Source organism: Pseudomonas sp. FEN (assembly GCF_904067045.1).
Taxonomy (GTDB): domain Bacteria; phylum Pseudomonadota; class Gammaproteobacteria; order Pseudomonadales; family Pseudomonadaceae; genus Aquipseudomonas.
Window position 1 is genome coordinate 453,142 of record NZ_CAJFDC010000001.1, and the last position, 24,720, is coordinate 477,861.

A 24,720-nucleotide genomic window follows, 5' to 3' on the forward strand; every position below is an offset into this window, starting at 1 on the left:
CGAAGGCGTCCTTGAGGACGCTAAAAGCTTCGCGAGCAAGCTCTGCTCCTGCAGGTTAGCGTTGCCCTCAATGTACACGCCCCAGACAACACCTCAGCTATCGAACAACTCCAGTTGCTCATGCCCACCGCGCAGGTCCCGCAAGCGCACCCCGATCCCCAGCAACCGCACCGGCCGCTCTCCACGGGCAAAAGCCTGGCTCAACAACTGCCGATAACTCTCCAGATCGCGCCCAGCCCCGGCCTGCTCCAGGGTCGTCTGGGTGAAGTCGTGGAACTTCACCTTGACGAACGGCTTGCCCGGTCGATAGCTGCTGTCGAGCCGGGCAATGCGTCCGGCGAGGGTTTCCATCAGCTCAGGGAGTTTTTCCAGGCAACTGGCAAGATCCGGCAGGTCGGCATCGTAAGTATTTTCGACGCTGACCGATTGCCGCCGGTTATCGTTCTGCACCAACCGCTCATCGATCCCCCGGGCCAGCCCCCACAGGCGCTCGCCAAAACTGCCGAACTCACGAACCAGGGCCAACTTGTCCCACTCGCGTAGCTGCCGGCAATCGACGATCCCCAGCCGCCCGAGCTTGTCCGCCGTGACCTTGCCGACCCCATGCAGCTTGTTGACCGGCAAGCCGGCAACGAAATCCTCCACCTGGTCCGGGGTGATCACAAACAACCCATTGGGCTTTTTCCAGTCACTGGCAATCTTGGCCAGGAACTTGTTCGGCGCCACCCCGGCAGAGACAGTGATATGCAGTTGTTTCGAGACCCGACGGCGGATGTCCTGAGCGATGCGTGTCGCGCTGCCGGCAAAGTGCGGGCTATCGGACACATCCAGGTAAGCCTCGTCCAGCGACAAGGGCTCGATCAGGTCGGTGTAGTCGCGAAAGATCGCCTGAATGTCCTTCGATGCTTCCTTATAGGCATCCATGCGTGGCTTGACGATCAGCAGGTCCGGACACAGGCTCAAGGCATGCCGTGACGACATCGCCGAACGCACGCCAAAAGCCCGCGCCTCGTAATTACAGGTGGCAATCACTCCGCGCCGATCCGCTGAGCCCCCTACCGCCATGGGCTTGCCAGCCAGGCTCGGGTTATCACGCATCTCGATGGCGGCGTAGAAGCAATCACAGTCGACGTGGATGATTTTGCGTTGCGTCATGAAAACAGTGTTCATTCAGGGAGCGGAGACGATACAGACCAGCAGTATCTCACTGACACCTGTATATAGCACCAGTAGTTTGATTCTTCCTCTTCATCTGTAGGAAACAGCTCGGTTAAATTTAGTTTCTCAATCGAAAAGCATTCAACGATAGAGCTGGAGGCCTTGCCCGGCATGGCTTCGAGGCTTGCCGCAGGCCCCGCTGAAAGCGCTAAGCATTTGAACAATAAAGGGGTTTTTCTCAATTAAGGTTTGACAGCAGAGCGATTCTCTGTAGAATGCCGACACACAGACGCGGGATGGAGCAGTCTGGTAGCTCGTCGGGCTCATAACCCGAAGGTCGTCGGTTCAAATCCGGCTCCCGCAACCAAACATCAAAAAAGGCTACCCGAAAGGGTGGCCTTTTTTGTGCGCGCTCGTTTCTTGCCCAAGACACAACACTCACGGACATCCGTGGGAGCTGAGCCTTGTACAACCGATGAGGGTGCTGCCGCTGACAAGCCTGGCGCATCGCGCCGCTTATCGGGCACTGAGAAGCCGACAAAAAACCTTGATTGTCGGACACTTATCGAAACGGCTCGGTCAAATCGAGACTTTGCGCATTATTTTGACCAAGCGGACCATTAATGGTTGACACCCCGGCGTTCGGCTGTAGAATGCCGCCACACAGACGCGGGATGGAGCAGTCTGGTAGCTCGTCGGGCTCATAACCCGAAGGTCGTCGGTTCAAATCCGGCTCCCGCAACCAAACATCAGAAAAGGCTGCTCGAAAGAGTGGCCTTTTTTGTATCCGCCGAAAAAACTTTCATCCAATCACGACTGGATTGATCGAACCCTCGACGGATACCGGAGTCAATGGCTGCACAGGCTAAGCTGAATCCGCAACAAACTTCCTCTACAACAGCCCGGGGCGTGGGTCGCCGTATAACGGCCAGACACGTTAATATTTGTACTTATTTTGTTCATAGGGATTGGTAACTTGGCCGGATACCCCCATCCTGTCGCGCACAATCCTAGAGGTGATTGATGCGCGCCAACTCGTCCGAACCACACGATACTGTTACAGCGACACACCCGATCATCGCCACCCGCCTGCGCTGGCTGGATCTGTTGAGCAAGTACCGACAATCCGTCGGTCTCGCCGTCACTCTGTTTCTGTTCGCTATCGCGCTGATCGCTTGTCACCACCTGCTGATCGAACTCGACCTGGACGCCCTGCACAGTTCGATTCTCAGCGTGCCGAAGCCTGCCTTGGGCGGCGCGTTGGCGGCGACAGCCATCGGCTTCATTATCTTGCTGGGCTATGAATGGTCCGCCAGTCGCTACGCCGATGTGAAACTGCCGGGGCGGACTTTGGTGCTCGGCGGCTTCACCGCCTTCGCCATCGGCAACGCTATCGGCCTGTCGCTGCTGTCCGGCGGCTCGGTGCGTTATCGACTGTATGCCCGTCACGGCCTGGGAGCCGCCGAAGTCGCGCGGATGACCCTGTTCGCCAGCCTCTCGCTCGGTTGCGCCCTGCCACCGCTGGCGGCCCTGGCGACCCTGAGCAACCTGCCCGCGGCATCCGAAGCCCTGCACCTGCCGGCTACCCTCCTCGGTGGCATCGCCGTGGCCGTACTGGCCCTGACGGCCCTGCTGGCGCTCGGCATCTACCGTCGGCGCCTGCCGGAACAGCCGATCAAGGACAACCTGCTGGTCAAGGTCGGACGCCGCACCCTGCGCCTGCCCAGTGCCCGCCTGACCCTGCTGCAACTGGTGATTACCGCCCTGGATGTGGCCGCCGCCGCGACCGTGCTCTATCTGCTGCTGCCCGAGGCTCCAGCGTTCGGTCCGTTCCTGCTGGTGTACCTGCTGGCCCTGGCCGCCGGCGTTCTCAGCCACGTGCCGGGCGGCGTGGGCGTGTTCGAAGCCATCCTGCTGGCGGCCTTCGCCAATGAACTGGGCGCCGCGCCGTTGGCCGCCGCGCTGCTGCTCTATCGCCTGATCTATGTGCTGTTGCCGTTGCTACTGGCCTGCCTGGCGCTGTTGAGTACCGAAGCCCAGCGCCTGATGACCACCCGGCAAAGCATGCGGGTCGCCTCCGGTTTCGCCGCGCCGATCCTGGCCGTACTGGTATTCCTTTCCGGCGTGGTCCTGCTGTTCTCCGGTGCGACCCCGGAAATCGACACCCGCCTGGAAGGTATCGACTTCCTAGTCCCGGACCGCCTGATCGACGCCTCGCACTTCGGTGCCAGCCTGGTGGGCGTATTGTGCCTGCTGCTGGCCCAGGGCCTGCGGCGCCGCCTGTCCGCCGCCTGGATGCTGACCATGACCTTGCTGCTGGTGGGCGCCCTGCTCTCGCTGCTCAAGGGCTTCGACTGGGAAGAAGCCAGCATGCTCACGGCCACCGCCTGTCTGCTGGGGATTTTCCGACGCTCCTTCTATAGACCCAGCCGCCTCACCGAACTGCCCTTCTCGCCGCTCTATCTGGTGGCCAGCCTTTGCGTGCTCGGCGCCTCGGTCTGGCTGCTGCTGTTCGCCTACCAGGACGTGCCCTATAGCCACGAACTCTGGTGGCAGTTTGCACTGGATGGCGATGCCCCCCGCGGCCTGCGTTCACTGCTGGGGGCCGCCGTGGTGCTGGTCGCCGTTTCGCTGACCTGGTTGCTGCGTACCGCGCGTCCGGTGATTCACCAACCCACCGCCGAAGAGATGGAGCGTGCGGTCAAGATCCTGATGGCCTCGGACCAACCTGACGGCGGCCTGGCCCTGACCGGTGACAAGGCGTTCCTGTTCCACCCCAGCGATACCGCCTTCCTGATGTACGCCCGTCGCGGCCGCAGCCTGGTGGCGCTCTACGACCCGATCGGGCCGACCCGCCAGCGCGCCGAGCTGATCTGGCAGTTCCGCGACCTGTGCGACACCCATCATGCCCGCCCGGTGTTCTATCAGGTGCGCGCCGAGAACCTGCCGTACTACATGGACATCGGCCTGACCGCCATCAAGCTCGGCGAAGAAGCCCGGGTCGACCTGCATCGCTTTGACCTCGAGTCCAAGGGCAAGGAGATGAAAGACCTGCGCTACACCTGGAACCGTGGCAGCCGTGACGGTCTGTCGCTGGAGATCTACGAACCGGGACAGGCCCCACTGGATGAACTCAAGGTCATCTCCGACGCCTGGCTCACCGGCAAGAACGTGCGCGAGAAAGGTTTCTCGCTGGGCCGTTTCAGCCCCGAGTACATCAATCACTTCCGCGTCGCGATCGTCCACTTCGAGGGGCGTCCGGTGGCCTTCGCCAACCTGCTCGAGACCCACAGCCATGAATTGGCCAGTCTCGACCTGATGCGTTCGCACCCCGAAGCGCCCAAGTTGACCATGGAGTTCTTGATGGTTGGCCTGATTCAGCACTATAAGGCTCACGGTTACGCCCGCTTCAGCCTGGGCATGGTGCCGCTGTCGGGCTTGCAGCCACGCCGTGGCGCCCCCTTGACCCAGCGCCTGGGCTCGATGGTGTTCCAGCGTGGCGAGCAACTCTACAACTTCCAGGGCCTGCGGCGCTTCAAGGACAAGTTCCAGCCTGACTGGGAACCCCGTTACATGGCCGTGCCGGCAGGACTCGATCCGCTGGTCGCATTGGCCGATACCGCCGCCCTGATCGCGGGCGGCCTGACTGGATTGGTGAAACGCTGATGATTCAACGCTCCTGGCGGTTTGTATTGATAATCGTGCTACTCCTGGTTGCGCTCGCGGGAGGCGGCTACTGGGTCTGGAACCGCCCCGCGCCGGAACCCACCCTTGAACACCTGAGCCAGCCCGACGGTTCCACCCTGACCCGCCTGGTCCCCGGCACCACGCCCAAGGCCCAGGTGGTCGTCGCGACTCTCGCCGAAGAGGCCCTGAGCGACAAGCAATTGTCCGCCCTGAGCCGTGGCGGCGCCGCGCAGATCGTCCAGGTGATCCTGCCCAAGGATGACTGCAAGCTGCAGCAGAAGGCCCTGGACAGCGCCCTGCAACAACTGAAGGGGCCGGCGACCCTGGTCAGCGGCATCGGCCCGGGCGCCTCCCTGGCCTGGAATTGGCTGGCGACCCAGAGCGACGACAAGGCCCAGGCCATCTCGGTGGGGTTCGCACTCGAGCAACCGGGTTGCACCACCGCGGTACCGAAGAGCGCCGCCCATGGCCACTGGCTGGTCGCGTGGAACGACGGCCCGGATGATCCGAGCGCGGCGTTCGTGCGCGACCAGCCGAATGCCGAAACCAGCATCAGCGACTATGACGTGCATCTGCCTCAAGTGCTGAACAACGAGCTGCGCAAGATGCTGGTGGGTTCGGACAACGGCGGCCTGGCCATTCCCGTGGTGGAAGTCCCGGCGGGCCAGACTACCGATACCGTGACCCTGTTCCTCTCCGGCGACGGTGGCTGGCGCGACCTCGACCGCGACGTGGCCGGCGAGATGGCGAAGATCGGCTACCCGGTGGTGGGCATCGACACCCTGCGTTACTACTGGCAGCACAAGAGCCCGGAACAGAGTGCCGCCGACCTGACCGAACTGATGCAGCACTACCGGCAGAAATGGGGCACCAAGCGTTTCGTCCTGACCGGCTACTCCTTCGGCGCCGACGTACTGCCGGCGATCTACAACCGCCTGCCGGAAGCCGAGCAGCAACGGGTCGATGCGATCATTCTGCTGGCTTTCGCCCGTAGCGGCAGTTTCGAGATTCACGTTGACGGCTGGCTGGGCAAGGCCGGCATAGAGCTCGATACCGGTCCGGACATGGCCAAGTTGCCGGCGGCCAAAGTGCTGTGCATTTACGGCCAGGACGAAGTGAAGGACAGCGGCTGCACCACCACGACCGCGGTAGGGGAAGCGGTCAAATTGCCGGGAGGCCATCACTTCGACGAGAACTACCCGGCGCTGGCCAAGCGCTTGGTGGATGCGATACAGAAGCGTCAGGTCAAAAGCGAATGATGCAAGCCCTGTAGGAGCGGTGCTTGCCCGCGAAGCTCTTGGCGATCTCAAGGCCCCATCGCCGGCAAGCCGGTTCCTACAAGGGTAGCGTAAGCCGCCCAAGAAAAAGCCCCCGCTGCCGCAAGGCAACGGGGGCTTTTTCATGCCCGGAGAATCAGATCTCGACCTGCGTCCCCAGCTCGATCACCCGGTTCACCGGCAGCTTGAAGAAGCGCAGGTTACCGTTGGCATTCTTCAACATGAAGGCGAACAGGCTCTCGCGCCAACGCGCCATGCCGACGATCTTCGAGGCGATCACCGTCTCGCGGCTGAGGAAATAGGTGGTGCGCATCGGACTGAAATCCAGATCATCCAGATGGCACAGCTTCAGCGCCTGAGGCACATCCGGCTCATCGATAAAACCAAAGTGCAGGATGACCCGGAAGAACCCCTCGCCATAAGAATCGACCTCGAACCGTCGCTGCGCCGGTACCCGTGGAATATCTTCATAGACCACCGTCAGCAACACCACCTGCTCGTGCAGCACCTGGTTATGCAGCAAGTTGTGCAACAACGCATGGGGCACCGCGTCCGGCCGCGCGGTAAGGAATACCGCCGTACCCTGCACCCGGTGCGGCGGCTGCACGCGGATACTGCCAATAAAGATCGGCAATGGCAGGCCTCCTTCGTCGAGGCGATCCATCAGCAGCTCCTTGCCGCGTTTCCAGGTGGTCATGAGGATAAACAGCACAATCCCCGCCAACACCGGAAAGGCACCGCCCTGGACGATCTTCGGCACGTTGGCGGCGAAGAACAGCCCGTCCACCAGCAAGAAACCCACCAGGATCGGTACGGTCAGGATCGGCGACCATTTCCACAGCAGCAGCATCACCGCCGCCACCAGGATACTGGTGATCAGCATGGTCCCGGTCACCGCCACGCCATAGGCCGAGGCCAGGGCATTGGACGAGCCGAAACCGAGCACCAGCAGGATCACGCCGATCATCAGGGTCCAGTTCACCGCACCGATATAGATCTGCCCTTGCTCGGCACTCGACGTGTGCTGGATATACATGCGCGGGATGTAGCCCAACTGGATCGCCTGGCGGGTCAGGGAGAACGCCCCGGAGATGACCGCCTGGGACGCGATCACCGTCGCCAGGGTCGACAGCACCACCAGCGGAATCAAGGCCCAGCCCGGCGCCAGCAGATAGAACGGGTTACGCGCCGCATCCGGCGTTTCCAGCAGCAAGGCACCCTGACCGAAGTAGTTCAGGACCAGCGCCGGCAGCACCAGGGCGAACCAGGCGCGGGCAATCGGCTTGCGACCGAAATGGCCCATATCGGCGTACAAGGCTTCGGCACCGGTCAGCGCCAGCACCACGGCGCCGAGAATCGCCACGCCCATGCCCGGGTGATTGGTAAAGAAGCGCACGCCCCAGACCGGGTTCAACGCGTTCAGCACTTCCGGGTGCAGGGAAATACCGTAGCCGCCCATGATCCCCAGCACCACGAACCACGCCACCATCACCGGCCCGAACAGCTTGCCGATACTCGCGGTACCGTGTTTCTGGATCAGGAACAACGCCACCAGCACCACCAGCGACAGCGGCACCACCCAGTGTTCCAGACCGTCAAAGGCGATCTCCAGGCCCTCGACCGCCGACAGCACCGAAATGGCCGGGGTGATCATGCTGTCGCCATAGAACAGTGCCGCGCCGATCAACCCGAGCACCACCAGCGTCGACTGCAATTTCGGATAGGACGCCGATGCTCGCCGCGCCAACGCGGTCAGGGCCATGATCCCGCCCTCGCCCTGGTTGTCGGCACGCAGGATAAACAACACGTACTTGATCGAAACCACCCAGATCAGCGACCAGAAAATCAGCGCCAGGATCCCGAAGACACCGTCATGGTTGACCTGCACCCCGTAACCGCCAGTGAACACCTCCTTGAGGGTGTATAACGGGCTGGTGCCGATGTCGCCGTACACCACCCCTACCGCCGCTACCAGCATCCCCAACGGCTTTGCCGTCGAGTGTCCGACCTGCCCCTCACTCACTGCCTGACCACCCATCTACTACTCCTACACCCCAGACGAAGGCTTCTTTCAAGAAGCACTATGCTTTTTCACGCAGCATGCGCTGTTTTTCTTACAGTTGCCGACGATTTATAAGTCATCGGTTATTTGAAACAAAAAATGACAGCGTCGCGCATTGCCGCGAAGCATAGCGCAGCACTCGTCGCATTTCCCTGTATAAAGCTGGTCAAGTGCCTCGGCCATCGCTAGAATTGCGCACTTTTTGATCAGAGGCGCGTCAGCGCCCAAGCGATGCCCCTGCCCCAAGCGGCTCGACACCCTATACCGAGGTTAGACATGTCCACCCCTACCGCGCCAGCCAACCCCAAGGTCGGCTTCGTATCCCTGGGTTGCCCGAAAGCACTGGTCGACTCCGAGCGCATCCTGACGCAACTGCGCATGGAAGGCTATGACGTGGTGTCCACCTACCAGGACGCCGATGTCGTGGTGGTCAACACCTGCGGCTTTATCGACAGCGCCAAGGCCGAGTCCCTGGAAGTGATCGGCGAAGCCATCAAGGAAAACGGCAAGGTCATCGTCACCGGCTGCATGGGTGTCGAAGAAGGCAACATCCGCAATGTGCACCCCAGCGTGCTGGCCGTCACCGGCCCGCAGCAGTACGAGCAGGTGGTCAACGCCGTGCACGACGTCGTACCGCCGCGCCAGGACCACAACCCGCTGATCGACCTGGTGCCGCCACAGGGCATCAAGCTGACCCCGCGCCACTACGCGTACCTGAAGATTTCCGAAGGCTGCAACCACAGCTGCAGCTTCTGCATCATCCCGTCGATGCGTGGCAAGCTGGTCAGCCGTCCGGTGGGTGACGTGCTCGACGAGGCCCAGCGTCTGGTCAAGTCCGGGGTCAAGGAACTGCTGGTGATCTCCCAGGACACCAGCGCCTACGGTGTCGACGTGAAGTACCGCACCGGTTTCTGGAACGGCGCGCCGGTGAAAACCCGCATGACCGAACTGTGCGAAGCCCTCGGCACCTTGGGTGTGTGGGTGCGTCTGCACTATGTCTACCCGTACCCGCATGTCGACGAGTTGATCCCGTTGATGGCCGCCGGCAAGATCCTGCCGTACCTGGACATCCCGTTCCAGCACGCCAGCCCGAAAGTGCTCAAGTCGATGAAGCGCCCGGCGTTCGAAGACAAGACCCTTGCTCGGATCAAGAACTGGCGGGAAACCTGTCCAGACCTGATCATCCGTTCGACCTTCATCGTTGGCTTCCCCGGCGAAACCGAGGAAGACTTCCAGTACCTGCTCGACTGGCTGACCGAAGCCCAGCTCGACCGCGTCGGCTGCTTCCAGTACTCACCGGTGGAAGGTGCGCCGGCCAACGACCTGGGCCTGGACGTGGTCCCGGATGAGGTCAAGCAGGAGCGTTGGGATCGCTTCATGGCCCATCAGCAGGCCATCAGCAGCGCCCGCCTGCAACTGCGCATCGGTCGCGACATCGAAGTACTGATCGACGAAGTCGACGAACAAGGCGCGGTCGGCCGTTGCTTCTTCGATGCCCCGGAAATCGACGGCAACGTGTTCATTGACGGTGCCGGCGATCTCAAGCCCGGCGACAAGGTCTGGTGCCGCGTCACCGATGCCGACGAATACGACCTGTGGGCTGAAACCATCTAAGCTGCAAAAATTTGAAAAGCCCCGCTCTTTCAACAAGATGCGGGGCTTTTTTACGTCTATAGTCTGGCTCATGAACAACCGCGACGGAAGGAATCTGCTGCATGCGCCAGCATTCGGTCATCCATACGCCCAAACCCGGCGACTACCCCGAGCTGGCCCGCCTCTGGGAGGCCTCGGTGCGCGCCACCCATGAGTTCCTTCCGGACAGCTACATCCAACTATTGAAAAACATGCTGCTGACCCATTACCTGGATGCGGTCATGCTGATCTGTACCCGCGATTCGCGCCAGCGCATCACCGGGTTTGCCGGGGTCGCGGCGGGCAAGGTCGAAATGTTGTTCATCGCGCCACAGGAACGCGGCAAAGGCCTGGGCAAACAATTGCTCCGCTACGCCATCGAGCAGTTGAATGCCGAGGAACTGGACGTCAACGAACAGAATCCCCAGGCCATCGGTTTCTACTTCAAGCAGGGATTCGAGGTGATCGGTCGCTCGGAGAAAGATGGCATGGGCCAACCCTACCCGTTGCTGCATCTGCGCCTGAAACGCCAGCCGTAGGGACCGACTTGCCGCGGTCGGCGCTCCGACGATGGCGCCGGCACAGTCACCGGCCTCATCGCCGGCAATCGAGTGTCGAGCGGCGTACAGAGGCCGCGCCTTGCCCGGGCCATGCGACAAATGTTGCCGGGCTTAACCGGCGCCAGGCAGGTACAATACCCGCCCCCCTTTTTTACGGCCGCCGTCATGTCTGAACCCATTCGCCTTTCCAAACGCCTGATCGAGCTGGTCGGCTGCTCCCGTCGGGAGGCCGAACTGTTCATCGAAGGCGGCTGGGTCACGGTCGATGGCGAAGTCATCGACGAACCGCAGTTCAAGGTCGAGGCGCAGAAAGTCGAACTCGACCCCGAAGCCAAGGCCACCGCGCCGGAACCGGTGACCCTGCTGCTGCACCAACCCGCCGGCCTGGACCCCGACGGCGCCCTGCAACTGCTGCGCGCCGAGACGCTCTCCGAGGAGCACCGCTATGGCAAGCGCCCGCTCAAAGGGCATTTCCTGCGCCTGACCGCCGGTGCCGACCTGCAAGCCGGCGCCAGCGGCTTGGTGGTGTTCACCCAGGACTGGAAAATCCTGCGCAAACTCACCGCCGACAGCGCCAAGATCGAACAGGAATATGTGGTGGAAGTCAGCGGCGATATCGTCGAGCACGGCCTCAACCGACTGAGCCACGGCCTGACCTACAAGGGTCGCGAGCTGCCTGCGGTAAAGGCCAGCTGGCAGAACGAGAACCGCCTGCGTTTCGCGATGAAAAATCCGCAACCCGGGGTGATTGCGCTGTTTTGCCAGGCTGTCGGGCTCAAGGTCGTGGCCATCCGGCGAATCCGTATCGGCGGCGTGTCCATCGGCAAGGTGCCCGTGGGCCAGTGGCGCTATCTGTCGACCAAAGAAAAATTCTAACCCCCTTTTCAACGTCGCGCAGATGCGTGGCGTCTACCTCTCAGGATGGCTCACATGATTCACAACGACGTACTGCGTAGCGTGCGCTACATGCTCGACATCAGCGACAACAAGGTCGTCGAGATCATCAAGCTGACCGGCTTCGACGTGGCCAAGGCCGATGTCGTCAGCTATCTGAAAAAGGACGAGGAAGAGGGCTTCGTGCATTGCCCGGACGAGGTCATGGCGCATTTTCTCGATGGCCTGGTGATCTTCAAGCGCGGCAAGGACGAAAGCCGTCCACCGCTGCCAGTCGAACTGCCGGTGACCAACAACATCATCCTGAAGAAACTGCGGGTCGCCTTCGAGCTGAAGGAAGACGACATGCACGCCATTCTCAAAGCCGCCGAGTTTCCCGTGTCCAAGCCTGAACTGAGCGCGCTGTTCCGCAAGTTCGGCCACACCAACTACCGTCCCTGCGGCGACCAGTTGCTGCGCAACTTCCTCAAGGGCCTGACGTTGCGCGTTCGCGGCTGATCCGCGGCAACGTGCATGACGCATCATTGCGCCGCCCAATAGTGGCTCCGCTTTTGGCACCTGACGGCTAGGGTATCAACACCTTTTCGCGCTCAGGATTCGTCATGCACCCTTATTTCTCCCTGCAAGGCCGCACCGCGCTGGTCACCGGCGGAACCCGCGGCATCGGCAAGATGATCGCCAAGGCCTTTGTCGAGGCCGGTGCCCACGTCTACGTCTGTGCCCGGGACGCCGAAGCCTGCCAGCAGACCGCTGTCGAGCTCGGCGCCCTGGGCCACTGCCAGGCCCTGGCCGCGAATCTCGCGACCGAGGAAGGCGTGGCCGCGCTGGCGACACACCTGGGCGAGCGGATCGACCGGCTGGATATCCTCGTCAACAACGCCGGCACCACCTGGGGTGCGCCGCTGGAAAGCTACCCGATCAAGGGCTGGGAAAAGGTCATGCAACTGAACGTGACCTCGGTCTTCAACTGCATCCAGCAATTCCTGCCGTTGTTGCGCAAGGCCGGTTCGGTGGAGAGCCCGGCGCGAATCATCAATATCGGTTCGGTCGCGGGGATTTCCTCGTTCGGCGAACAGGCCTATGCCTACGGTCCGAGCAAGGCCGCCTTGCATCAGTTGTCACGGATCCTGGCGCGGGAACTGGTCAGCCAGCACATCAATGTCAATGTGATCGCGCCGGGGCGTTTCCCGAGCAAGATGACCCAACATATAGGCAACGATGAGCAGGCATTGGCCGAAGACACGGCGTTGATTCCGATGAAACGCTGGGGCCGCGAGGAAGAGATGGCGGCACTGGCGATCAGTCTGGCGAGCACCGCCGGGGCTTATATGACGGGCAATATCATCCCGCTGGATGGCGGCTTCAGCCTGTAACGCCAGGAACGGTCGGACGCTGATTTGTGGTGAGTGGGCTTGCCCACGCTGGGTCGCGGAGCGGCCCCAAAACCAGCTATCGCGGTCTACCTGACACACCTGGCTCTCCGGTTTCAGGGGGCTTCGCCCCCAGCGCGGGCAAGCCCGCTCGCCACAAGACCGGGCCCGGCTTCAAAAGTCCTTAACTGGATACTGCCGGGACAAGCCCGCTCGCCACAAATCTCATCGATCCGGAAACCCTGAGCGAATCAGATCCCGGCCCGCAACACGCTCTCGGGCAACGCCTCGCCGCGTTCGACGCTGGCTGCCACGGTCGCGACCAGGCCGTCCAGTTCATAGCCCTGGGCCTTCAGCCATTGCGCATCGTAGTAGGTGGCGGCGTAACGCTCGCCGCCGTCGCACAGGATCGCCACGATCGAACCGCTCTCCCCGGCCTGGACCATCTGCCGCGCCGCCATCAGCGCACCGATCAGATTGGTCCCGCTGGAGCCACCGACCCGCCGCCCCAAGCGTTGCGCCAGGTAGTGCATGGCCGCCAGGGACAAGGCGTCAGGCACCTTGACCATGGCATCGATCACCTTGGGCAGGAACGACGCTTCGACCCGCGGACGCCCGATCCCTTCGATACGCGACCCGCAGTCCAGGCGCAGGCTGGCATCGCCGGTCTGGTAGAAATCGAAGAACACCGATCGCTCGGCATCGGCGCACAACACCCGGGTGCAGTGCTGGCGATAACGCACATAACGGCCAAGGGTCGCCGTGGTACCGCCGGTACCAGGGCTGGAAATCAACCAGCTCGGTTCCGGGTGACGCTCGAAACGCAACTGCTGGAAAATCGACTCGGCGATGTTGTTGTTCGCTCGCCAGTCGGTAGCCCGCTCGGCATAGGTGAACTGGTCCATGAAATGACCGCCGCTCTCCCGGGCCAGGCGCTCGGACTCGGCATAGATCTGTGTCGGATCCTGCACCAGGTGACTCTGGCCGCCATAGAAAGCGATCTGCTTGATCTTTTCCTGAGAGGTACTGGCCGGCATCACGGCAATAAACGGCAGTCCCAGCAGGCGCGCGAAGTAGGCTTCGGAAACCGCCGTTGAACCGCTGGACGCCTCGATCACCGGCGCCCCCGGACGCAGCCAGCCATTACACAGCGCATAGAGGAACAGCGAACGCGCCAGGCGGTGCTTCAGGCTGCCGGTCGGATGACTGGACTCATCCTTGAAGTACAACTCGATGCCCGGCAAGCCCGGCAACGGCAAAGGGATCAAGTGAGTATCGGCACTGCGCTGGAAGTCGGCTTCAATGATCCGGATAGCTTCCCGGGCCCACTGTCGGTTGTCGCTCATGATGGGTTACTCGTCTTGGAACGGATGCGCTCGAAAGCACTGACGGATGGCTGCGCCACTGGCCCATGGCCAAACCGCTGAAGGATAAAGAGAGATCGGGGCCCTGACAGGCCTTAGCGCAATAAAGGGTTAACTATAGGAAGTTTCCTACGCGACGCACAGATACAGTGAAGACGCATTTCGACACACAACTGCTAGGCTCTTGGCAATCACCCTCTAGATCACTACTTATAACAAAAAAGAATATAATTTTTGTTTTAACAACTAACAGTACGGGTTAGGGTGTCCCACCTTTCGAATTCATCAATGGAGAGCGACCTTGCCTCTGCGTAGCACTTTCACCCGTTTCTTTCAGTTGGAAGCTGCCAGCGGTCTGCTATTGATCGCCGCGGCAGCCTTGGCCCTGATCATCAACAACTCGCCGCTGTCGCATCTCTACGGCGGCCTGCTGGACGTACCGGTGGTGGCCCAGGTTGGCGCCCTGACAATCGCCAAGCCGCTGCTGCTGTGGATCAACGACGGCCTGATGGCGCTGTTCTTCCTGCTGATCGGCCTGGAGGTCAAGCGCGAACTCCTCGACGGCCATCTGTCCAAGCCCTCGCAGGTGGTGCTGCCGGGCGCGGCGGCCATCGGCGGCATGGTGGTGCCGGCGCTGATCTACTGGTTTCTCAACCGCGACAATCCGGCGGCATTGGCCGGCTGGGCGATTCCCATGGCCACCGATATCGCCTTCGCCCTCGGCGTGTTGGCCTTGCTCGGCAAACGGGTGCCGGTGTCGCTGAAACTGTTCCTCATGACCCTGGCGATCATCGACGACCTGGGCGCGATCATCGTCATCGCGATTTTCTATTCCCATGAACTGTCGACCCTGTCACTGATGCTGGCGGGGGCCTGCCTGGTGGCGCTGATCGCGATGAATCGCCTCGGCGTGGTCAAACTCGGGCCCTATCTGGTAATCGGCCTGATTCTCTGGGTCTGTGTGCTCAAGAGCGGCGTGCATGCCACGCTGGCCGGCGTGACCCTGGCATTCTGCATTCCGTTGCGCACCCGCAATGCCGAAAGCTCGCCGTTGCTGAGCCTGGAGCATGCGTTGCATCCCTGGGTGGCGTTCGGCATCCTGCCGCTGTTCGCCTTTGCCAATGCCGGGGTATCCCTGGCGGGCGTGAACCTGGAAAGCTTTACCCATCATGTGCCACTGGGCATCGCCGCCGGCCTGCTGCTCGGCAAGACGGTCGGCGTCTTCGGCCTGACCTGGCTGGCGGTCCGGGCCGGCCTGGCAACGCTGCCGAAAGAGGCCAACTGGGGACAACTGCTCAGCGTGGCGATTCTCTGCGGGATAGGTTTCACCATGAGCCTGTTCGTCGGCTCCCTGGCCTTTGTTCCGGGTAGCAGCGACTACGCGGGCATGGATCGCATGGGGATTCTTACCGGCTCCATCCTCGCGGCAGTGATCGGCTATGCGGTGATGGCCATGGCCAGCCGCAAGCCCGGCACGCCCCTGTAGACGCACCAAAAAAGAAAACCCCGACCAGTTGGCCGGGGTTTTCTTTTGACAGCGGATCGCGAAATCAGTGAGTCACGCGGCTGGTGCCGCCAACGGTGGCAATACGCACGCGCTCGCCAACCCGGAAGATTTCGTTCGGCTGAACTTCCTGCACATAGGCACGCATGCTGCCGTCATCTTCACGCACGGTGATTTCAACGCCCTGGGCGCTGGTCAGGCCTTTTTCGGCCATGTTGCCGAGCACGCCACCGGCGACCGCACCGATCACCGCGGTCACGATACTGCCACGGCCACCGCCGATGGCGCTGCCGCCAACACCGCCGACAATCGCACCGGCACCGGCACCGATAGGCGAATTGGTACCTTCGATTTTCACCGGACGCAGCGACTCGATAGTGCCCATGCGAATGGTCTGGACGCGACGTGCTTCGTCACGGGAATAGGAATCGCCGGTCAGGCTGTTGGTGCAACCACCCAGCAGCATGGCCATCGTGGAGAAGGAAGCAATCAACAAAACAGACTTACGCATAGGATCAACTCCAAAGGACATGACTTTAATTAAACTCCGCAGCTTGATCCCTGTCACGGCAGCGCACGGATAAAATGCTTTCATTCAGCGCCAGTACAGCCTCGGCGTCCAAATGAACAGGGGCATAGGGTAGCGCGATTTCGATCCGCCTGCCCGGGCAGCCAAACACTTGAAACAATCCGCGACAACTGAATCGCCACGATCCCCCCTCAACCCGCAAAGAACCGACATGGACTACTTCATCATCGCAATCACTACGGCAGCCGGATTGTATTTCCATGGCTGGCTGTATATCAGGATCAGACGCTGGACGGACCGCGACCTGGCGTTATCGCTAGCGGGAGACAACGAAGGACGCAAAAAGTTCATGCTCGAACGCCTGGCGGCCGCCAGGGAGCAAAAGGTCAAACGCCGGGACTTGCAGCAATGGCTTGAGGCCGCGGCGGCGAGCTATCCAGAGCAGGGCCTGGACCCGCACTCGCCGGGCGGCAATCAGGCGAGCCCGCCGGCAATGCCGCCCGATAGCGGTGTAGACAGCCCACGCAACTAAGGCGCGAGACGCCGGCGGGTCCAGTCCGCCCCCGTCAGACGGTAGTCAAGGCGGTCATGCAGGCGGCTGGCGCGCCCTTGCCAGAACTCGATGCGCTCCGGCAGCAAACGATAGCCACCCCAGTGTTCGGGACAATGCGGCTGTGTATCGCTGAAGCGCGCTTCGGTGTTCTTGAGCAAGGCCTCGAGCTCTGCCCGATCAGCAAGCGCCCGGCTTTGCGGCGAGGCCCAGGCCCCCAGCCGACTGCCCAATGGACGCACCTGGAAGTAGGCGTCCGACTCCTGCGCCGAGACCTTGACCACCCGTCCCTCGATCCGCACCTGACGCTCCAGGGTCGGCCAGAAGAATGTCATCGCGGCAAAGGGCCGAGCCGCCAGTTGCCGACCCTTGTCGCTTTCGTAGTTGGTGAAGAAGGTAAACCCCGCCTCGTCCAACCCCTTGAGCAACAGAATACGGCAATGCGGGCGCCCGTCCTCGTCCACCGTCGCCAGGGTCATGGCATTGGCTTCGACAGGCGCCTGCTCGGTCTTCACCGCCTCGGCAAACCACTGGTGGAACAGCGCGAACGGCTCGACCGGGGCCAGGGCCTCGGTGAGTCCGTCACGGATGTAGTCGCGGCGCATATCCGCCAGGGCTTGAGTCATGACGCGCTCCTTCTCGATAGTCGGGTCAGTTCTTGGCCGTGCTGTCGCTGGTGGCGTCTTTCTTCGCCGGCGCAGCCGCTTTGTCCGTCGCCGGCTTGGTTGCAGCCTTCTTCTTGACCGGTGCCTTCTTCGCCGCATGAGCCGGAGCTTTCTTACCCTTGGTGGATGCAGCGGCTTTCTTCGTCGGTGCTGGGGTAGCCGCCGGCTTGACGTCCGCGGCCGCTACCAAGGTGGCCGGAGCTGGAGGTGGAAGCGGAATGCTGTATTTGCTCAACAACGCGACCATGGTGTTCTGCGGCGTCAGGATGATTTCCACGCGACGGTTCAGGGCACGACCTTCGTTGCTGTCATTGGCGGCACGTGGCATGTCCGCGCCCATGCCACGCAGCATCAGGCGATCACGATGCAAGCCGCTGAGGCCGAAAATCGCCGCGACGGACTGGGCCCGTTGCTGGCTCAGGGCCTGGGTCGACTCGGAGGAGGTGCTATTGTCGCCGTGGCCGAGGATCAGCACCGCGGTCTTGGGGTCACCCTCGACAGTCTTGGCGATGCGAGTGAAGGGACCGAGGGTGACCGGCAGCAACATCTCTGGACGTTTGGGGTTGTAGAAACCGTCCACCGGGGCGATCACCACCAGCACGTTTTCACGCCGCTCCAGCTTCAGGGAGCTGTTCTGGATCGCGGTACGCAGACGCGGTTCGTAATCATCGAGCCAGGCCTGGGTAACTTTTGGATCAGGCATCGGCACGGCCTTGACCGGCGCCGGGGCGGCTTCCTTGGCCTTGTCCGAACTGCCAAACGGCCACCACCAGTGACTGGCGGAGTCCGCCTGCGGGGCCGGGTTCGTCGCGGCGGCGACCGCCGTGGCCAGTGGCACGGGCTTGTCCTGCGCCTTGGCAGCCGGCGCGACGGCCTGGGCAGAATCCTTCACGGCAGGTTTATCGGACGAACCGAACGGCCACCACCAGTTGCTGCCAGTGTCCGCGCTGGCTGCCGGCGCGGCGACAACGGCTGGCGCGGCGGCGGGTGCTGCCGGGGTGGCCGGTGCGGTTGCCTTGGCGGCGTCCTTGAGCGCTGGCGCCGGAGCGCTGACGCCCGGCTTGGCCTGGGGCTTGGCGGTGTCCTTGCTGGCCACAGGTGCTACAGGTGCCGCTGGCGTACTCGCGGGGGCTGTCGCCGGGGTATGAGCAACATCCTTGTCCGCACTTTGTGGAGTTTGTGCGCAACCGGTCACGGTCAGGCAGATGGCCAGGGCGAGAGACTTGTTCGATGACATTGGATATCCACAAAATGAGATAGAGAAACAAGAGCCGGTCAGGCCCGATGAAACCATAGATTAGAAAGCAAAAAAGCCACGGGGTTCCGCCCCCGGACTTTATCCACGCATTCTACAGACAGCCGGCGAAAATCCGTACCAGCTTCTGTGCCCGCGGGTCCATCAATACATAGGGGCCGAGGGTATTGGTGACGAACCCGAAGGCGACATCGTGCTCGGGATCGGCAAAACCGACGGAGCCGCCAGCACCAGGGTGTCCGAAAGCCTTGGCCCCGAGACCGAAGGTGGCGTTGGCGACAGCCGGCTGGTCGAGCATGCAGCCCAAGCCGAAACGGGTCTGGGTCAGCAGGGTCTTGTCCATGCCCAGGCTGTGCTGACGCGTCAGCTCCTCCAACATGTCGGCCTCCAGCAGGCGACCGTCGAGCAGGCCGCTGTAGAACCCCGCCAGGCTACGCGCATTGCCATGCCCATTGGCGGCGGGCTGCTGCATGCGCCGCCATTCCGGCTTGTTGGTGCTGGTCATGATCGATGGTGGATTGGTGAAGGCCCGGGTGCTCATCGCCTCGGGCTCGCGCAGGGTCACTTGCAGCAGACGCTGGGCCGCCGCGTCGCCGAAATTGCCCTTGCTCCGGGCGATATGGGCCACACGATGGAACTCCTCATCCGCCAGGCCGACATGGAAGTCCAGGCCCAGCGGCCGGGAAATCCGCGCCACGATGGACTCACCCGGCCCGCGCCCGTCGGCGCGCCGCAGCAACTCGCCGACCAACCAGCCATAGGTGATCGCGGCATAGCCATGGCCCTCGCCGGGCGTCCACCAGGGCGCTTCGGCCGCCAGGGCGTCGACCATGGTCTGCCAGTTGTAAAGTGCTTCGGGGGGCAGCAACTGGCGCAAGGCCGGCAAACCGGCCTGATGGCAGAGCAACTGGCGCAAGGTGATGCCGGCCTTGCCGGCGGCGGCGAATTCCGGCCAATAGTTGGCAACCGGAACATCCAGCTGCAATTTACCCTCGGCCACCAGTTGCAGCGCGGTGACGGCGGTGAAGGTCTTGGTGCAGGAAAACAGGTTGGCGATGGTGTCACTGTGCCAGGCCTCGGCACGGTCCTTGTCGGCGGTACCGGCCCAGAGATCGACCACGGTCTCACCGCCGATCTGGATACAAAGCGCGGCGCCACGCTCCTGGGGATCGTCGAAAAGGGCCGCGAAGGCTTCGCGCACCGCCTCGAATTGAAGTTCGAAATGACCCTGAATCTGCACCCGTGACTCTCCTGCCGCAACACCTTCGAAAATGGCCTGCATTGTTCCAGCGATTGACGGGTTTGGGAACAGACGTGGGTCGGACAATTCGTAACGCCTTGCAAGGGCTATCTGACATTGCACGGCGATTTGCAGGAATGGGAGCGACTCACCGAAAACAGCCTGCGCTGCGTGTGTGGGAGCGGAGCTTGCCCGCGAAGGACGCACCGCTACGCTTCAGTTGGACCGCATCACCGTTCTTCGCGGACAAGCTCCGCCCCCACACCCATGCGCCAGGCTTTCACTCAATGGCCGTTGCCGGAATGGCCGCCAGGGTCGGGATGGCCGGCTCCCGGCCCACCCGTACTGGCCGCCCGAGCGTTGGCGCCGCTGTCCTCCTGGTCGATACCCTTGGCGGCTTTCTGCTGTGCGGCCACCTTGGCTTTCTCGGCTTCCTTGTTGAGCAGCTCAAGGGCCTGCAGGTTGCTCTTGCGCACGCTCTCGACAAACCCCTGGAACGGCACATCGGTAATCCCCACCAGGCCGAAGTGACCGTTTTCGCCGTCCAGCAGACGACCGGTCACCGGCTGGTCGAGGTACTGGAACCAGTGCACGCCGACGATCGAAGGCTCGGCCACCGCCTGTTTGAGGAACGCGGCATAGGCCGGGCCACGATCCTCCTCCCGGGCCAGTTCGGTCACGCCGCCCCAGAACGGGCCGCGATCCTTCGAACCGAAGTTGAATTCGGTGATCAGCACCGGCTTGTTCAGCGCCTCCAACTGATCGAAGTCGTAACCATCCTGTGGCTTGAGGGTGTAGAAGTTGAAGCTCAATACATCGCAGTACTGGGCACAGGAGGCAACGGCCTCGGGGGTGCTGACGGCAAAACGACCGCCCAGCAGCAAATGGTTCGGCGCATGCCACTTCAGCGAGTCGGAAATGGTCTTGAAGTAGGCGTCGGCAAATACCTTCTGGAAATACTTCAAGTCCGCCTCGATTTGCGGGTGCGCGGGATCGGGCAACGGCGCCTCGAAACCCGGGTCTTCCATCTGCTCCCAGGTCGGAATCTCCACCCCCCAAGCCTTGGACAGCCCCTGCTGGTTGCGGTACTTGTCCCGCAACTGCTTGAGGAAGGCGCGCTTGGCCGGCACGTCGGTGGTCATGCGCAAAGTGCCGTAGGCCAGGGCATAACGGGATTTCGGATCATCGCCATGACCGGCCCAGGCCAATTCGTTATCGGCGAAATAGCCCACCAGCCAGGGGTCGTCGCGATGGTCGCGGGTGGCAATCGCCACCGCGCGCTCGGTGGCCATGGCAAAACGCGGGTCGAACGGATCGGGCATGCCGCCCCACCAATCGCTGCCGGTGCTGATGCTGGCGTAGTCACCGACGATCGACAGCGGCAAGGTGTAAGGCATGCGCTCGCTCACGCCGAGGGCCGGATCGCTCCAGTTGCCGACGGTGTTGAAACCCCAGGCCTGCAGGCGGTCGAGCGTGTGCTTCTGCCAGCGCTGCGCGTCCAGACCCGGGGCACACGGCACCTTGGGCTGCTCTGACTCGGCCGCCAGGCACGGCGCGCCATAGGTCCGTTGCAAGTTGGCGGCATAGAAATCGAACCAGCGTCCGGACTTGAAGGCCCGCCCCTGGGAGGCCCCGGTGGTAATGCCGTTGTCGCCCTTGCCATAGTAGGCGGCCAGGGGCTCACCCTCCTTGGGCAGATCGCTGAACATGCCCTCACGACCTTCGATATAGGTCTGCTGATCGCCGGCAGTCACGGTGTTGACACCCAGGGAGTAGAACGGATGCCCCTCGGGAGTCACCAGGTACCAGCGGCCATCCTGCTTTTCGCTACGAAAGAAGCCCGTGGCCTCGAACAGTGGGCCCTTGAGCGAACCGCCGAACTTGTCCCGGGCACTGTGCTCGCGCTCGGCCAGCCAGGTTTTCAGTTGCTGGCTCTCCTTGCTCGCGGCGGCCTTGAGCTGGTCGTCGCTGCCGACCTTTTCCGGCCATTTGGCCCGGGTCGACTGGCCGTAGCCGTCCACCAGCGTGCCATAGACGGCCTTGACCACATCGTCGCCGTTCTGCACGCCGAAACGTTCCAGCAGGATATTCTGGGCCACTCTGGGCGCGTCCATCGACAGGGTCACGGACACCACCTGCTGGAGATTCAATTCACCCTGGCTGCTGGCCAGCAACACACGCTGGCCATCGACGGTCATCGGCATCGGCGGACCGGCACGCATGCCCTGGCTCAACGGAGAACTGGCCTGCAGCGGCACCAACAAGGTCTGGGCGGGGCCGGCCGGCAGGTCGACACGACTGGTGAGGGTCTTGCCGTCGCTGCTCTGGATCGTCACATTGAGGGTCAGTGCCCAATCCATCGCACTCTGGATCCGCAGGCTCATGGCCCCGGCCTGCGACCAGTCCCAGGCCCCGGTCTGGGGCGTGAGGCGCAAGCTTGGGCGCGCCGCCGGATTGAAGGTGATCCGCCGTAACACCTCGCCCTCGGCCGTCTGTTCCGCGTTGTATTGCGGCAGGCTGGCATCCACGGTTGCCACCTGTACCACGTCGGCGGGACGAACGAAGTTGAACAGCGTCTGTTGCCCGGCAGGCGCAGCCCACAGCGGCGTGGCGAACAACAAGGCAAAAACGGCGGGCAGCGTACGGCCAATCATATGAATCAAACTCTCCCTTACGGCCAGTCAAAGGCCAGCGTGACGCCAAGCGGCGCCATCCGTAGACAACGAAGTTGGTAATTTAACCTACATCACATCAAGAAATTTCTCGCCGAAAGGGCGGCAAGGCGTTGAGGATAGCTTTACCGTAGCGCTGGGTGACCAAACGCCGGTCCAACAAAGTGATAATCCCCCGGTCTTCCTCGGTACGCAGCAGCCGGCCACAGGCCTGGACCAACTTGAGGGAGGCGTCCGGCACGGAGATCTCCATGAACGGGTTGCCGCCACGGGCTTCGATCCATTCGGCCAGCGCCGCCTCGACCGGATCGTCCGGGACCGAGAAAGGAATCTTGGCGATCACCACGTGTTCACAGTAAGCACCGGGCAAATCCACCCCTTCGGCGAAGCTCGCCAGACCGAACAGCACGCTGGAGTCGCCACCATCGACGCGGGCCTTGTGCTTGTTGAGGGTTTCCTGCTTCGACAGGTTGCCCTGGATGAATACCTGCTTGCGCCAGTCGCGATCCAGGCCGTCGAACACGTCCTGCATCTGCTTGCGCGAGGAGAACAACACCAGCGTGCCCTTGGAGCCTTCCACCAGTTCCGGCAGGTCGCGGATGATCGCCGCGGTATGCGCCATGGCATCGCGGGGATCGGCATTGAGGTTCGGCACCCGTAGCACGCCGGCATCGGCGTGATGGAAGGGACTCGGTACCACCGCGGTCACGGCTTTCTTCGGCAGGCCGGCCCGCATGCGGAAACGGTCGAAGGTGCCCAGGGCGGTCAGGGTCGCCGAGGTCACCAGGGCACCATAAGCCACGTTCCACAAGTTGCGGCGAAGCATTTCCGCGGCGAGGATCGGACTGGCGTTGACCTCGATGTCAAACAGCGCACCACTCTCGGCCAGGCTCAACCAACGGGCCATGGGCGGATTGTCTTCCGGGTCTTCGGCGGTGAAGGCAGTCCACAGCTCCCAGTTGCCCTGGGCGCGGGACAGCAAACTGCCGAACAGCGGGTACCACTCCTCGGCCTGGTGGCTGGCGATGCCGATATTGACCTCGCCGTCCATGCCCTCCTTGAGCAACTCGGTCAGGCGCGTGAACAGGTCGTTGAGGCGGGCAAAGCCTTTCTTCAGCTCGATGCCCATCTCACGGATATGCTGCGGAATCACCCCGCCGACGAAACGATGGCGCGGCCGCTCGCGGCCCTCGGTGTCTTCGCCGGTCTTGAAATCGGCGAGTTGCTCGCAGGCGCTGAACATGAACTGCTGGTGGGTCTTGATCTCCCGCGCCAGTTCCGGCACCTGCTCGATCAACTTGCCCAGGTCTCCGGGCAGCGGATGCTGGGCCAGCAACTTGGTCAGGTTCTTGGCGGTCTGCTCCAGCCAGTCGGCGGTGGAGCGCAGGCGCGTGTAGTGGGCGAAGTGGCCGATGGCCTTGTCCGGCAGGTGGTGACCTTCGTCGAACACATACAGGGTATCGCGCGGGTCGGGGAGCACCGCGCCACCGCCCAGGGCCAGGTCGGCGAGGACCATGTCGTGGTTGGTCACGATCACGTCGACCTTGCCCATGCCTTCGCGGGCCTTGTAGAAGGCGCACTGGCCAAAATTGGGGCAATGGCGGTTGGTGCACTGGCTGTGATCGGTGGTCAGGCGCGCCCAATCGGCGTCTTCCAGGGCGCTGGGCCAACTGTCGCGGTCGCCGTCCCATTTGTTCCCGGCAAGCTTCTCGATCATGCTGGTGAACAGCTTCTGGCTGGCCTCGTCGACCTCGATGCGGAAACCCTCCTCTTCGAACAACTGCGCGGTAGCCGTCTGCGCGTGGCCTTCCTGCAACAGCATGTCGAGCTTGGACAGGCACATGTAGCGCCCACGGCCCTTGGCCAGGGCGAAGCTGAAGTTCAGGCCGCTGTTGCGCATCAGGTCGGGCAGGTCCTTGTAGACGATCTGCTCCTGCAGCGCGACGGTGGCGGTGGCGATCACCAGGCGCTTGCCGGCGGCCTTGGCGGTGGGAATCGCCGCCAGGCTGTAGGCCACGGTCTTGCCGGTGCCGGTGCCGGCTTCCACCGCGACCACGGCCGGATCGCCACTGCGCCGGCCTTCGTCATCGGTGTCGATATCGCCGAGGACCTTGGCCACTTCGGCGATCATCAGGCGCTGGCCGTAACGCGGCTTGAGGCTCTTGGCCTCGAGAAAACGCGAATAGGCGCCCTGGATCGTGGTTTTGAGTTCGGTGCTGATCATGAGTCTTCGGGCGCAAGAAACGCTGGATAAATTTTCAGTGGTTCGAATGGACGGCTATCATACCCCGCTAAATCCTC

The 24,720-nt window shown here is 62.5% G+C and carries 17 protein-coding genes, 2 tRNA genes and 1 pseudogene; 11 read left to right on the top strand and 9 right to left on the bottom strand.

All coding sequences use genetic code 11. From position 1 onward, the window contains the following. Nucleotides 1-93: 93 nt before the first annotated feature. Nucleotides 94-1,155, bottom strand: a complete 1,062-nt coding sequence (gene dinB / locus PFEN_RS02205) for a DNA polymerase IV (RefSeq protein WP_191485401.1) — start codon at nt 1,153-1,155, stop codon at nt 94-96. A 293-nt stretch (nt 1,156-1,448) separates the two neighbouring features. Between dinB and PFEN_RS02210 the strand changes: the two genes are divergently transcribed. The 4 genes from PFEN_RS02210 to PFEN_RS02225 all read left to right on the top strand — a co-directional run bounded on the left by PFEN_RS02210 (nt 1,449) and on the right by PFEN_RS02225 (nt 6,104). Then, a tRNA-Met gene (locus PFEN_RS02210) sits at nt 1,449-1,525 on the top strand. Between the two features lie 301 nt (nt 1,526-1,826). Continuing rightward, nucleotides 1,827-1,903: transfer RNA gene (locus PFEN_RS02215), tRNA-Met, on the top strand. A gap of 278 nt (nt 1,904-2,181) precedes the next feature. Further along, complete coding sequence (gene mprF, locus PFEN_RS02220; RefSeq protein WP_191485402.1) at nt 2,182-4,824, top strand: bifunctional lysylphosphatidylglycerol flippase/synthetase MprF; 2,643 nt, start codon at nt 2,182-2,184, stop codon at nt 4,822-4,824. Next, a complete protein-coding gene (locus PFEN_RS02225) occupies nt 4,824-6,104 on the top strand; it encodes a virulence factor family protein (protein WP_191485403.1) in 1,281 nt (426 codons plus the stop codon). Before mprF ends, PFEN_RS02225 begins: the two co-directional genes overlap by 1 nt. A 154-nt stretch (nt 6,105-6,258) precedes the next feature. Here PFEN_RS02225 and PFEN_RS02230 read toward each other — a convergent pair whose 3' ends face one another. Continuing rightward, nucleotides 6,259-8,160, bottom strand: a complete 1,902-nt coding sequence (locus PFEN_RS02230; protein ID WP_191485404.1) for a potassium transporter Kup — start codon at nt 8,158-8,160, stop codon at nt 6,259-6,261. A gap of 300 nt (nt 8,161-8,460) precedes the next feature. Here PFEN_RS02230 and rimO point away from each other — a divergent pair, with 300 nt between their 5' ends. From rimO to PFEN_RS02255, 5 genes are all read left to right on the top strand, one after another. Further along, nucleotides 8,461-9,798, top strand: a complete 1,338-nt coding sequence (gene rimO, locus PFEN_RS02235) for a 30S ribosomal protein S12 methylthiotransferase RimO (RefSeq protein WP_191485405.1) — start codon at nt 8,461-8,463, stop codon at nt 9,796-9,798. Between the two features lie 101 nt (nt 9,799-9,899). Continuing rightward, nucleotides 9,900-10,355: a GNAT family N-acetyltransferase gene (locus PFEN_RS02240; protein WP_191485406.1), complete on the top strand. Its 456-nt coding sequence runs from the start codon at nt 9,900-9,902 to the stop codon at nt 10,353-10,355. A gap of 186 nt (nt 10,356-10,541) precedes the next feature. Continuing rightward, nucleotides 10,542-11,252, top strand: coding sequence for an rRNA pseudouridine synthase (locus PFEN_RS02245; RefSeq protein WP_191485407.1), 711 nt, complete (start codon nt 10,542-10,544; stop codon nt 11,250-11,252). Between the two features lie 54 nt (nt 11,253-11,306). Further along, nucleotides 11,307-11,768, top strand: a complete 462-nt coding sequence (locus tag PFEN_RS02250; RefSeq protein WP_191485408.1) for a DUF1456 family protein — start codon at nt 11,307-11,309, stop codon at nt 11,766-11,768. A gap of 104 nt (nt 11,769-11,872) precedes the next feature. Continuing rightward, nucleotides 11,873-12,643 (top strand): SDR family oxidoreductase, encoded by a 771-nt coding sequence (locus tag PFEN_RS02255; protein WP_191485409.1) that lies wholly within the window; start codon nt 11,873-11,875, stop codon nt 12,641-12,643. 248 nt (nt 12,644-12,891) lie between these two features. On the opposite strand, the gene PFEN_RS02260 is transcribed toward PFEN_RS02255, so the two are convergent. After that, nucleotides 12,892-13,989 carry a PLP-dependent cysteine synthase family protein gene (locus PFEN_RS02260; protein WP_191485908.1) on the bottom strand — a complete coding sequence of 366 codons (1,098 nt, stop codon included), beginning with the start codon at nt 13,987-13,989 and terminating at the stop codon, nt 12,892-12,894. 316 nt (nt 13,990-14,305) lie between these two features. Here PFEN_RS02260 and nhaA point away from each other — a divergent pair, with 316 nt between their 5' ends. After that, nucleotides 14,306-15,490 carry a Na+/H+ antiporter NhaA gene (gene nhaA / locus PFEN_RS02265; protein ID WP_191485410.1) on the top strand — a complete coding sequence of 395 codons (1,185 nt, stop codon included), beginning with the start codon at nt 14,306-14,308 and terminating at the stop codon, nt 15,488-15,490. 64 nt (nt 15,491-15,554) lie between these two features. Here the strand turns inward: nhaA and PFEN_RS02270 are convergent, their stop codons facing one another. Continuing rightward, nucleotides 15,555-16,019 (bottom strand): glycine zipper 2TM domain-containing protein, encoded by a 465-nt coding sequence (locus tag PFEN_RS02270; protein ID WP_191485411.1) that lies wholly within the window; start codon nt 16,017-16,019, stop codon nt 15,555-15,557. A 229-nt stretch (nt 16,020-16,248) separates the two neighbouring features. On the opposite strand from PFEN_RS02270, the pseudogene PFEN_RS02275 reads away from it, so the two are divergent. Continuing rightward, a pseudogene (locus PFEN_RS02275) lies at nt 16,249-16,476 on the top strand (hypothetical protein); the annotation flags it as partial. Nucleotides 16,477-16,565: 89 nt separating this feature from the next. Here the strand turns inward: PFEN_RS02275 and pdxH are convergent. The 5 genes from pdxH to dinG form a co-directional block, all read right to left on the bottom strand. Beyond that, on the bottom strand, nt 16,566-17,213 hold the full coding sequence (gene pdxH / locus PFEN_RS02280; RefSeq protein WP_191485412.1) for a pyridoxamine 5'-phosphate oxidase: 648 nt from the start codon (nt 17,211-17,213) through the stop codon (nt 16,566-16,568). Nucleotides 17,214-17,238: 25 nt separating this feature from the next. Beyond that, nucleotides 17,239-18,489, bottom strand: a complete 1,251-nt coding sequence (locus tag PFEN_RS02285; RefSeq protein WP_191485413.1) for an OmpA family protein — start codon at nt 18,487-18,489, stop codon at nt 17,239-17,241. Nucleotides 18,490-18,601: 112 nt separating this feature from the next. Then, complete coding sequence (locus PFEN_RS02290) at nt 18,602-19,747, bottom strand: serine hydrolase domain-containing protein (protein ID WP_191485414.1); 1,146 nt, start codon at nt 19,745-19,747, stop codon at nt 18,602-18,604. Nucleotides 19,748-20,031: 284 nt separating this feature from the next. Then, a complete protein-coding gene (locus PFEN_RS02295) occupies nt 20,032-22,401 on the bottom strand; it encodes a beta-galactosidase (protein ID WP_191485415.1) in 2,370 nt (789 codons plus the stop codon). Nucleotides 22,402-22,498: 97 nt separating this feature from the next. Next, a complete protein-coding gene (dinG, locus tag PFEN_RS02300; protein WP_191485416.1) occupies nt 22,499-24,643 on the bottom strand; it encodes an ATP-dependent DNA helicase DinG in 2,145 nt (714 codons plus the stop codon). Between the last annotated feature and the right edge of the window lie 77 nt (nt 24,644-24,720).